At 31.6% G+C, this 12,141-nt stretch carries 10 protein-coding genes; 1 reads left to right on the forward strand and 9 read right to left on the reverse strand.

Annotation, left to right across the window (positions count from 1 at the left end; genetic code table 11):
- Window positions 1-381: 381 nt before the first annotated feature.
- The 6 genes from ACIQ2J_RS14480 to ACIQ2J_RS14505 all read right to left on the reverse strand — a co-directional run bounded on the left by ACIQ2J_RS14480 (window position 382) and on the right by ACIQ2J_RS14505 (window position 6,978).
- Window positions 382-2,163 (reverse strand): RHS repeat domain-containing protein, encoded by a 1,782-nt coding sequence (locus ACIQ2J_RS14480; protein ID WP_396171139.1) that lies wholly within the window; start codon window positions 2,161-2,163, stop codon window positions 382-384.
- Window positions 2,164-2,315: 152 nt separating this feature from the next.
- Entirely contained in the window at window positions 2,316-2,726 is a 411-nt protein-coding gene (locus ACIQ2J_RS14485; RefSeq protein ID WP_396171141.1) for a hypothetical protein, read from the reverse strand.
- A gap of 8 nt (window positions 2,727-2,734) precedes the next feature.
- On the reverse strand, window positions 2,735-2,932 hold the full coding sequence (locus tag ACIQ2J_RS14490; protein WP_396171143.1) for a hypothetical protein: 198 nt from the start codon (window positions 2,930-2,932) through the stop codon (window positions 2,735-2,737).
- 180 nt (window positions 2,933-3,112) lie between these two features.
- Complete coding sequence (locus ACIQ2J_RS14495) at window positions 3,113-5,773, reverse strand: carboxypeptidase-like regulatory domain-containing protein (protein ID WP_396171145.1); 2,661 nt, start codon at window positions 5,771-5,773, stop codon at window positions 3,113-3,115.
- Between the two features lie 22 nt (window positions 5,774-5,795).
- The gene (locus tag ACIQ2J_RS14500) at window positions 5,796-6,533 is read right to left on the reverse strand and encodes a GLPGLI family protein (RefSeq protein ID WP_396171147.1); all 738 of its coding nucleotides are present in this window, start codon (window positions 6,531-6,533) and stop codon (window positions 5,796-5,798) included.
- A gap of 58 nt (window positions 6,534-6,591) precedes the next feature.
- On the reverse strand, window positions 6,592-6,978 hold the full coding sequence (locus ACIQ2J_RS14505) for a hypothetical protein (protein ID WP_396171149.1): 387 nt from the start codon (window positions 6,976-6,978) through the stop codon (window positions 6,592-6,594).
- A 997-nt stretch (window positions 6,979-7,975) separates the two neighbouring features.
- Between ACIQ2J_RS14505 and ACIQ2J_RS14510 the strand changes: the two genes are divergently transcribed.
- The gene (locus ACIQ2J_RS14510) at window positions 7,976-8,716 is read left to right on the forward strand and encodes a hypothetical protein (protein ID WP_396171151.1); all 741 of its coding nucleotides are present in this window, start codon (window positions 7,976-7,978) and stop codon (window positions 8,714-8,716) included.
- 330 nt (window positions 8,717-9,046) lie between these two features.
- Here the strand turns inward: ACIQ2J_RS14510 and ACIQ2J_RS14515 are convergent, their stop codons facing one another.
- From ACIQ2J_RS14515 to ACIQ2J_RS14525, 3 genes are all read right to left on the reverse strand, one after another.
- Window positions 9,047-9,565 carry a gamma carbonic anhydrase family protein gene (locus tag ACIQ2J_RS14515; protein WP_396171153.1) on the reverse strand — a complete coding sequence of 173 codons (519 nt, stop codon included), beginning with the start codon at window positions 9,563-9,565 and terminating at the stop codon, window positions 9,047-9,049.
- A gap of 62 nt (window positions 9,566-9,627) precedes the next feature.
- The gene (locus ACIQ2J_RS14520) at window positions 9,628-10,626 is read right to left on the reverse strand and encodes a type IX secretion system membrane protein PorP/SprF (protein ID WP_396171155.1); all 999 of its coding nucleotides are present in this window, start codon (window positions 10,624-10,626) and stop codon (window positions 9,628-9,630) included.
- Between the two features lie 7 nt (window positions 10,627-10,633).
- The coding region (locus tag ACIQ2J_RS14525; protein WP_396171157.1) for a T9SS type B sorting domain-containing protein at window positions 10,634-12,141 on the reverse strand (1,508 nt) is incomplete at its 5' end.

Genomic DNA, 12,141 nt, shown 5'->3' on the forward strand with positions numbered 1-12,141 from the left:
AGAACAATAAGATTGATGATGGCGGGTATACTTTAAAACTTGTTCAAGTTTAAATTCTGATGTAAAACTTCTTTTTTTTCTCATAAAAATGCCCCAAATAGTGTCTAACTTTTTGGGGCATGTTCAACCCGATGTGGTTTTTTTGTTGTATTTAATATTTTATCATATAACAAATAATTTGTTAAATAGATTTTAATGTTGTTTAAAAGGATATAACAACAATAAAATTATACAAAAAACAATAAGTAAAGGCGCTCTCAAAGCATAGTATTTATCTTTACTATCTAAATCAGACCAATTTTTAAAGTCTTTTTTATAAATTAAAAGACTAATTATTAATGCTATAACTAAAAATGTTATTAAAATATAATTTTCCATATCTTATTCTCTATAAGGTCCTGCTTTTGCATCTCTCATCTCATCAAGTAAACGGTCTGCCCCAACAGTTGCGGCATTAAATACTTCTCCTGCTGCAGGAGCTCCTAAACTTTTAAAACCAGCACCAGCGCCAGCTGGAATTAATTCCATTGCAACTTTTGTTGCAACTTTTTCAGGTGTTAATGTCCCTGTATTTGCATCATCAGTTAATTCCATTGCTGTTCCTGCTAAGGAAGCATATCCACCATAAGTTATAAGACCTGCACCTAATGGAGCACCAACTCCTGTACAAACTAGAATAGTCCCTACAACTACTGCTGCATCTCCTGAATTTTGAAACACTGGTGCTAATTGAGCAAGTGCGCTTTTATTCTCTCCTACATTTGTTCCTTGAGGAGTTGTAAAACCTGTCTCAATACTTGTTCCACCCGCACCAACATCAGTTACAGTTCCTCCTTCATTAAGGTTATATGAATAATTTCCTCCTTCTGGACTTGTACCTGTAATAGATGCACTTTTAAATACATCTGAAACACCTTGATATCCCTTTGCTTCTGCCTGTTCTTTTGTTTTTATTTCTGCATCATAGGTCACAGCTGTTTTTCCTTGCGAATCTTGGTGTACTATCCAATCATCATTCTCAATTGCTTGCATTCCATCTGGATCAATAAAAAATACAGGGTTATTTAAACAATAAGTGTATGGAGAAAATCTTCTTGAGGTTTCAGCTTTCGGATCTATCTGTAAAAAATGTGGTGCTGCTGGGTCATATAGTCTTGCGCCGTAGTCGTATAAGTTCAATCCCAACTCGTCTTGGAGTTCTTTTCCGTTATATTTATACTGATACCCACTATTTGCTACAGTAGAATTACTACTAGGAGCATTAGGGTCAATTGGTATTGCTTTAGCAGCTTTAACATCCAAAGGTGTATCTAAAAAAGCAACATCTTTTAGGTTTACTATACTTTTTAATTGATTATTATAATTACCGTGTTTCAAACCAAATGGATAATAATTATTCTCTTCAAATATAGTTAAAAGTTGTGTTCCTGGAGCAATACCATAACTTAATCTAATATTTCCTAAATGATCGGTATAATTAAAGATATAATCATAAGTGTTTGCACCGCTAACTACTGTGTTTTTTACATACCCTTCGGCTGTAGGGAAAAACTGTAATATGCTATTATTGTACTGAAAACCTCCAAAATATTGAGTGTTAGAAGTTGTTGCTGGGCTAATAGTACTATTGCTTACCGTTTTAGACACTTTTTGCCCCAAAGCATTATACACATAAGTTATGGTGCCGCTAGACATTACAATCTTAGTAGGTAAATTAAGATGGTTGTAGGTAATTGAACTTACACCTTTATTTTGGTCGGTTGTCATGTTGCCGTTTAGGTCGTAAGTATATTCTGTTGAAGCATTGATACCATCTTTAAAACCATCAGTAATAGAGGCAGAATCATCTACTTTTAGTAACCTATTACCATCATACTGATAAATTAAATTATCGATGGGTAATGCTGGAGATTGACTTTCCATACCTCCATTGCGTTGCAAAGCTACAATATTTCCGTTTTTGTCGTACTGCATACTTTCGTTAAATGTATTTACAATTGGGTTTAGATTTGTGTTGGATAGTAAAGGATTTACAGGTCTTATGTATTGCGCATTTCGCAAGCGGTTAAGGTCGTCGTAGGTGTAACCATAACTACGCAAAATATTGTCTTTACTAGAACGCCAAAGCGTTTCAGATATATTACCGTTATAAAGGTTCTTCACCCCAAATATACTATTGTCTCATATTTAAAACACCACAACTTTTTATCGTTGTAGTTTGTTTTTATTTACTTTGTGGGTACGAGTTAGAAACTCGCACTAGCCACGTATGTTAGTTTTGCTCGGACCAGCAGGGGCTTCAGTTTTTTGGTTTGCTATTTAATATCCTCTTTTGTAAAGCCTGCTTGTAGGATAGCAACTGTATCGGTAACTTCTTTTAATGGGTTAACAATAATTTTATCTGGATCTTTAGGAACATATCTTGCTAAATAAAAATGATTAATTTTTAAGTTATCTATAATTTCTGTTTCTGCTTCAGAATTGAGGATAGAGTAATCTACTCCTGAATTTGCGGTTACTGTTTTTTCGCCATTAATAAAATAAGTAAAGTAAAAATTTGTGGTTTTAGGTAATCGTTTTTTCAATGTGAATTTTGCAATAGTAAACTTATTTGATTTTTTAATTTCACTTTTTATATAAAAATCTCTCGCTATGAAGATTGATAAAATAGTTATAACAATAACAGTTAGAATTTTTCTTGCAATAGAATTATCATTTTTTTCCATATTAGTAGCTATTCTTTAATTAAATTCGGTGCTATATTAGAAGCGGTTTCAACGTGCCATTTAAAATATTCTCCAACTAGTTGACTGCCTTTCTCACCTGCAAGATGATTATCTGTTGCTTTTCCAAATCCAAAACTTACAACACCACCACCCACTTGTGCGCCCCCGCTAGCGCAAGCGTCACGCTTGTGCCCACTGTCTGTCACGTCCTAAAATAAGTTTGCATATTTATACTTAATCCTAAAATAGATTTACAACTCATTTTTAGTCCTGTTATTGATTTACAATAATAGGACTTTTGTGTAAACCTGTTTCAGGACGAGACACTAGCGATGCTTGTTATTTCTGCTCGCACCAGCTGGGGGTTGCAAGAAGCCTTTCTTCTTTTAAAACCTATATTCCATTTTTAAAAGCACGTATCTTGGCATTAATCTATATTCTGTTTGTGAAATGTTGATATCTGAAATACTATAATTTCTAAATTTTTCTGTGTTAAAAAGATTGTTGCCTGACAAGAAAAACGTGAGCTTATTTTCTTTAACTACATAACGAGCTTCTAAATCTAAAAAATAATATTTATTGTTATTTTTGTCTAAATTACCAAAAAAGTAACGTTCTGATTGTGCTTGAATATTAAATTTATCACTAAACATAAACGACAAATCTATAAAACTCATATTGTCTGTAAAGTTGTTTTTTATGGTGGTTTCTACTTGATTGTAATTCCATTTTGAACCAATATGATAGTTAAAAAATCCTCTAAAACCCGAACGTAACTCAAAACCATAAACAGCATTGAAGTTTTTAACTTCCCTTAAGTTTGAATTATTTACAATGTTTTTAAAATTGGTTGTAGTTGCTCCTAAATTGATTTTTAAGTTGGATTTAATAGGTTTAAAATACCTGTCTATGCTTGATGAAATGGATAAAAACTCACGGTCTTTGATGATGATTTTTTCAGCTTGTGAATAATTTTGAGCAATAATGGAATTAGTGCTAAAAAAATCATTGTTTTTGGAATACAAGATAAAAGTACTAGCAAAAAACTTGTCGCCCCAACTGCCATAAGTATAATTTAAAATAGCACTTGATGAATTTAATTGATTAAACTCTTCTAAACCTTTTGAAAATGAGCGAAAACTAGTTTGAACAAAACCAGAATAAACGTCTAAAAATCCAGCATTTGTAGTGTTATATGAATACGAAGTAAGGATTTTATTATTATCGTTAATTTTCCAATCTAAGCCTATTTTTGGCATCACAAAAAATGGATTTTGGTTTGATTTTATGTCAAAATTCTCTAATTGATTGAATAATTGATGTGCGTCTGCTTGGGATAACAACGCAACATTATTAAATTTAAAACGATATTTTGCGGATAAATACAAATCATTTGTAGTATAAGTTAAATTGTTTTGATAACCATATGGAAAGGCGATACTGTTTTGGTTTTCAAGCAACTCAAAACGAGTATTTAAAGCATCAATTCGTAATTGATTACCAAATTTTAATTCTAGCAAATCGCCGCTTTTCTTTTTGTCTAATAAGTGTGCTTCAATGCCTGCAAACTGCATTTTGTTTTCGCTTAATTGCTTGGTGTTATTAGAATTTTCTGAAAACAAATTATTTAAAATAAATTGATTTACTGAATAATTTTGTGGTGTTTTTTCATTGATATATCTGCTTGAAAGCAAAAAAACTTTGTTGTCTTTAAACTTGTTTGTATAAACTAATTTTTGGTCAAAAAGTTGGTTGTTTGCATTTAATCTTTCGGTTAGTAAATCGTTGTTAAATAACAAATTACTTCTATTTTTTTCGTTGGTTTTGTTAAATTTTCCTGTGTATTCAAAAGTTTTTGTTTTTGAAATATCGTATGTTATATCTACTTTTCCGAAACCTGTAATTTGAGTTTTTCTGCCTATAAAATCTTCTGTATTAGTAAATGTAGTATTACCAACACTAAAAGATTGAAAACTATTCCTAAAAAAATCATTTTCATCAGTATTTAAAAAGCCAAGTGTTTTTAATTTTACCTTATCAGATAAGGTAAAGATACTATTTAAAGACAGCATCTCGGCATTGTTGAGATTGGTTCTTTTTTGTTTAAGATTTGGTGTATCAAAACCTAAATCTAATAATGAATTTGCTGTTTGATCATCGCCAATACTTGCAGGTTCATCAAAATGATAAGGTCTAATTAAATGGTTAATATCACCTGTGGCATCATCGCCAATATTATTGAGGTTAGTTAAAAAATAATATTTGTTTTTCTTGCCAAAGTTCATCAAATTGCTACGTACCTCATAACGATTTTCTGAAATCAAACCATAAGCAGTAGAAATATTGCCAAACCAAACACGTTTTGCATCCTCTTTTAGTGTTAAATTTAATGCAACTTTGTTACTGTTTTCTATGCCTTTTAGATGCTTATTGTTAGAATAATTTTGATATAATTCAACTTTATCAATTGGATTAACCGGCATATTTTTAGTAAGGATTTTATATCCTTTTTCAAACATATCGTCACCATCGATCATTACTTTTTCTACTTCTTGATTACCTACTTTTATTGTACCGTTTGCATCAATATTTAATCCTGGTATTTTTTTTAACAAATCTTCAACTACTTGTTCGTTGCCTTGTTTAAAAGAATCTGCATTGAAAATGATAGTGTCTTTTTTTATTGTAATTGGTTTTTTTGATGTAATTATTATTTCTTTGAGTTCTGTTATTTTTGGACTTAAGATAAAATCAATTGTTTTTATTTCATTTTTGTTTTCAATAAGAAAATCAAAACTTTTTTGCTCAAAACCCATAGAAGAAGCAATTAAAACAAATTGACCTGTTTTTTCTGTTTTTAATATATAGTTACCCAATTCATTAGTATAGACATAAGTTGTGATTTTGCCTGTATCATTTTTTAAAATGACACTAGCAGAGATTATTGGTTGTTTATTTGAATCTTTTACTTCACCTTTAATTATATTTTGAGAGAAAGAAATACAAAAAGAAAAACAAACTAAAAGTAAGTAATATTTTTTAAGCATTTGGAGTTAATTTAAAGTAAATTTAATCTAAGATTTCTATATCTATAGCTTTTCCAAATTTCACACTTAATTTTAAATTTCGGTCTCCCATTGACTTTAGTCTTTCCTCATAGTCTTTTTGCCGTTTTTTTATCAGATTATCAAATTCATTTTTTGCTATTTTCTTCATAGAATTATCTATTTGGCAAGTATTTTTATCTATTTTTTTTATTTCAATTGCTTCAAAATACACTTCGTTTTTTTTATCCTGCGCCAAAATAATTAAGCCAGGTAAACCATTAAGTTTCCAAGGGCCAAAAATTGAGGGATACTCAATTGCATACCACACTTCATAAAATCGACCTTTATAAAAAGTAGTTGCTTTTTGACATTGATAATTATTTATGGTTTTTATTAGATCGGTGATGTCCCATTGAGGAATTGAAAGTGTATCTTCAACTAAATATTTTAGATGCTTTAATTCACTAATTTTTTTGTCTTTAAAATTAATAAATATTGATTGTTGATTTACGTTTGGAATTGCAATAGTTTTATTTCCGTTTTCATCTTGACTTTCAACAGTTGCCGTATCTTTTGTGGATAATTTATATTCAAAACAAGAATTTTGTTCGGAAAATGTTAGTTTAGCTTCATAATTTTTTACACCATCAAACAATGTGGTCATTTTATATTTGACTTGGTAATTGTTTTGTGAATAACAACTATTTATTATTATTAATGTAACAATTAAATTGAATATATGTATGTATGACTTCTTCATATTTATTTAAAATGAAAGCAAAAAGAAGCCAAACAAATGGCTTCTCTTTATGGTTAATTTAAAACATTTCTGCAATCAATGCTTTTGCTTTACTAATTTCACTTCTTACTCCACTTCTCGCAATGTTTCCAGCAGCTTCACATGTAGATGCTGTACCAGAAGCCGAAACTGTAACTGATTGCCCCATAAAAGAAAAGGTAACAGAATATGTAATAGTACATTCACTAAATAGTTCTGAATTAATAATTAGCGTTGGTAAATTGTCTAATAAATTATATAATTCCGTTTCACTTAAATTTGATAAATTACCCAAGTCAAATGATACTTTTAGATGATTTTCATAATTCTCAATTGTAACATTTTTCTGTTTCTCAACAGTTTGAGTATTTGCAAAAGCAAATGAGCAGATTAGCATAAAAGCTAAAGATAATACAAGATTTTTCATCTTTTTAATTTGGTGTTTCCATCTTCTGGCAGGACAAAGACTTCCACTTTAAATAGTTAAAATTAATCTGCCGTTATTGTTGCTCAAAACATTCTACTACACAAATTGTTCCATTTCTTCTAAATTACTCTTTCAATAGTTAGTCGTTTATATTTGTTTTTGCTCTTTGGCTTGCCTATACGTTGGCTGTACTTAAACGCTAATCTAATGATTTTTTTTCTTTTAGCATACTTTTTTCACGTTTCGTTTTTCAAAGGTTTCTTGCAACTCATATATTGTCACTACAGAGTATAGCGTATATACACCTATATTTGTGTAGATTGTCGCTACTATAGTTCTTTTTAACCCGTTGGATGTAATTAATTTGTATATAAATAAAAATCGTGAACATGTTAAATTTAAAAATTTGTTATTGTAAATTAACTAAGCATGTCATCTGCTGAAAAATTCTATTTTCAACAAAAATTACTTAAGATAATTCTTACTTATTGTTTGCTCAATTTCATTTAAGCAACAAAAATTCAAAAAAAATGTAGGTTAATTAGTACGTTTAAAATGCAATTCCTTAAAAAAAGCGATTTAAACAAGAAAAAATGTTAGCTATTATATACAATCGCTAACACAAAACATAGCAAATACGGGGGTTACATTTGCTATTATTGTTTTAAATTTCATAATTTAATGTTAACACTAATTATTCAATTAATAAAATATTTTTCGACAAATTGCTAAAAATAATAGACGAACATAAATTTTCAAGATTGGGAAAAAATTAATTGGTTAAAATAAGATAAGCGACGATAACAAACTTAAAAAAGATAAAATCCGTTTCATCTGTGAAAATCTGTGGCAATGAAAAATTAAAAAATCATTATTTAACCTAAAATAAAACCGCTAACTCTTAGCAAAGTAACTTTAACATATTATTAAAACTGCATCATACAATAATTAAAATACATTTTAAGTTATAGAAAAATAACTTTAAAATTTAATAATTATGAAATCAACTAATGAAACAGGTCATGCAAAAAACGTAGCCAATTTTGAAGACCTAATCTCCTTCTGTACAGCTTACGGGCCAAGCTACAACCCATCCAAAACAACAATTACAATTGCTGGGTTGACGCATTTATTTGAAGATGCACAAGCCAAAATCGCAAAAGTTACCTCTGCAAAAAATGATTTTGATATTGTAACAGGTGCACGCCAAACTAAGTTTGCAACACTAAAACCATTAGCAACAAGAATCATTAATGCCCTAAGCGCTACCGATGCACTAGACACTGTAGTTAAAGATGCCAAAACAATTAATAGGAAAATACAAGGCGGCAGAGCTTCTTCTAAAATAGTAAAGTCTACTGAACAAAGCCCCGAGGCTAAACCAACCACAACAATTTCTGTTGCCCAACAAAGCTATGATAGAGTATTAGACAACTTACACCAACTTATTGACCTCGTTTCAGCCGAAACCAATTACAACCCCAACGAAGTGGAACTCATAGTCGCTAATTTAAATGGATACCATTCCGAATTAAAAATGGCAAACACAACTGTTATTACAAAACATACCACTTACAGTAATGCAAGAATTGAAAGAAATGCAATACTATATACTTCAGCAAATAGTTTAGTAGAAACGGCATTCAATGTTAAAAAATATGTGAAATCCGTTTTTGGTGCAACTAGCCCACAATACAAACAAATAAGCAGTTTGGAATTTACAAAACCAAATCTGTAAACTTTTTTAAACTTAACCAAAAATAAATCCGTGATTCACAAATGTCCTCCCCAAAAAAATAAAGGAGTTGCTAACTTAAACGTTACAACTCCTTTTCTATTTTGTAATACTTCCACCCTATTTTATAATTCTTCCAGCAATATTTGTAGTTCTCGCTTTATAACATGTAAAACTTGCGTTATAACTGGTAATTATCGAATTACGATTTGTAATAATCGAATTATGACTTGTAATTATAGAATTATGATTTATAATTATTGAATTAGGACTTGTAATTATTGCATTAGGTTTTGTAATTATAGAGGCTACATAAAATCGATTTACAAAAGACTATTCTTCTTCTTTATACCAACTAGAATACATCACATAATTATTCGAAATGCGTTCAATTTCACCAGCAAAATCGGAAGCATTAATATCTTTAACTTTCTTCGCAGGAATCCCTGCATAAATTGTCCCCGATTCCACAACAGTATTTTGTGTCACTACCGATCCAGCAGCAACAATAGAGTTGCTTTGCACCACACAATTATCCATAACAATTGCCCCCATACCAATAAGTACATTGTCTTCCAAAGTACACCCATGTACAATAGCATTATGACCAATAGACACATTGTTGCCAATGTTTGTAGGATGCTTCTGATAAGTTGCATGTATTACTGCACCGTCTTGAATGTTTACTTTATTTCCAATTTTAATGTAATGAACATCGCCACGTAAAACTGCGTTAAACCAAACACTGCATTGCGATCCAAACTCTACATCACCTACAATGGTAGCATTCTCAGCGATGAAACAATCCGCAGGTATTTTTGGAGATTTACCATTTATTGTTTTTATAATCATAATCTTCTTCTTAAAAAATAATCCCGATAAAATTTTATCGGGATTAAGTATCTGTATTTCGCTTAATTAATTGCAGGGCAATTACATTGGTATTTCTCTGGTTTACAAAATAAATTAACCCCTAATGTAAATTGGTGAAATCCACCATTATCAAATTTAATGTTTCCTAACAATGCAGAGTAAGTATAAGAAAACATATAGTTTTTATAATTAATACCTAAAATTGGAGTAACGTATTGTAATTTTTGAGTAGCTATAGCATTCCCTTCGATGTATTGTGCTCCATCCAAACTTCTTCTATAAGAAACCACTGCCCACAATTTACCAAAATCCAATTGTTTATATGCTTTAAGGTTCAAATCCACCAAAGATTCCTTAGTTTGAAAAACATATTGAAACATCATCGAAGGCTCAAACATTATCCCTTCAGAATCTCCAAAAGTATAACCCATATTATAAACAGCTCTTTTTAAATTTACTGGTTCTCTATCCGTATATAATTTTCTATCACTCGCTAAAGCATTTTTAACAGTAAAGTGAGCATAAAAATCTAAAAAGTTATACGAAGCACCAATATCAACATTAAAATAAGATGCTTTCTGTATTTGTCCAAATACAATAGGATCATAAGTTGGATCATTTGTGTAAAATGTACTTTCGTCCAATTGACTCTGTGCGAATCCAACATTTACTCCAAAGGACAATTGATTCAAATCAATATTATCTCTAGAGAACATAATATGATGGGCATAAGCAGCTCTAAAACCTTTTTGAGAGTGATACCCATTTTTATCATTTATTAAAATAAGTCCTATTCCATCTTTGTCTGAAATACTTCCGTTAAAACTTAACGTTTGTAAAGCAGGCGCATCTTGTTGCCCAAACCATTGTTGTCTTCCTGTCAATCGTAATTTAGCACAATTTGCTGCTCCAGCCATAGAAGGATGGAGTAGAAAATAATTGTCTGATAAGTAATCCGAATAAACCGGTAAAATCTCTTGCGAATAAGCTTGTTTAGTAATTAATACTACTAATGCTAAAAATAAATGTTTAAACTTCATTGTGTTATTATCGTTTTAATGTAATATGCGCTTTAAATTGTTTGTAAGCTGCTGCTTCGCTATAGTCAACAGTAAACCAGTAATCTGTTGAAGACATTAGGTTCCCGTTGTAGGTGCCATCCCATCCTGGGCTTTGTGGACTAATTTGTTTGATTAGTTTTCCAAAGCGGTCAAATATATAAATTTTTGCTGAAAAATCATTTTGTAATCCACTAATATTCCATGTATCGTGTATACCATCGCCATTTGGAGTAAAATAATGCGGATAATCAATGGTTTGCACCTGGTTTATCACTAATGGATCACAACTTATGGCAATGCCGCCTTTGGTATCCCAAACGGTAATGTAATGTTCGCCTAAGCCTACATTTTCAAACACATTGCTGCTTTGTCGTGGTCCATCATCCAAACTGTATTCGTAAGTTCCATATCCGGTAACGGTAACTGTGATGATTTGGTTTTCCGAAAAGGCATTGGTAACCGTGTATCCTTGGCTTCCTGCCGGCAGAGTCACTGCTTGCCCAGATTGCAACACGGTGAACGGGTTAGATGTTCCACTACATCCCAAAGTACCGGTGCTAGTCATTACCACACTAAAGTCGGAACTTGTCTGGTTGGTAAAGGCATTATTTACAGTATAAGTAGAATTTGTTGCTCCTGGTATAGCAACTCCTGCATCATCCAGCCATTGGTAGGTGTACGTTGGCACAGTTCCTAAATAAGGCGTGGTGTTAGTAGCTGTCAAGACTAAATCTCTAACCACTTGTTGGTTATTGAAATCCACACAAATAACATTGTTAGCTGCCACAATTTTAGGTTGTGGATACTGCTCAACGGTTAGGTTAAAAGTAGCTATTCGTTCGCAACCCGTTAGCTTGTTTTTTACCACTACCCAAATAGTGTGGGTATAAGCTTGGTAGGTTGCCAAGTTAGCAATAGCCGTCGGTAACAATGGTGGTGTTGCTGATGGATTGTATTGGGTATCGTAGAAATTTACATCATAATCCGTTAGGGTTTGAGTAGCGCCTAAAATAGCAGGTATCAAAGCATCTAGAGGATATAAATGATACCCATCGTTATCGTTTGCCTCATCATCGCAAGTAGCATAATCTAATGGTACTGCAAGAGTTGGTTTTGGATTTACCATTATAGTAAATTGCGATACTGGGCTTTTACATCCAGTAACGGTATTGGTGGCAACCACATAAATAGTTTGCGTATTTCCTGTGGTATTGGTGTTGGTAAACGTACTGGATATTGGTGTATTAGGAGGTGAACTAGGTGGTGTATTAAGATAGAATGCCAAGGTGTAATTGCTTAATGGCAACGCATTTCCAGCTAATAATGCACCTGCTTGGGAGTTCAAATTAAACACTGTAAAACCATCAGTATCGTCATCACATTCTTGGTAAACATGTCCTGAAACAATTAGCGGAAGTGGATTTACTATTATTGGTTGTTCAACCAGTACATAACAATGTTGTGGAGGTGTTTGAGTGTCGATATTATACAAAC

Source organism: Flavobacterium sp., assembly GCF_044357305.1.
In the GTDB taxonomy this organism is placed as follows: domain Bacteria; phylum Bacteroidota; class Bacteroidia; order Flavobacteriales; family Flavobacteriaceae; genus Flavobacterium.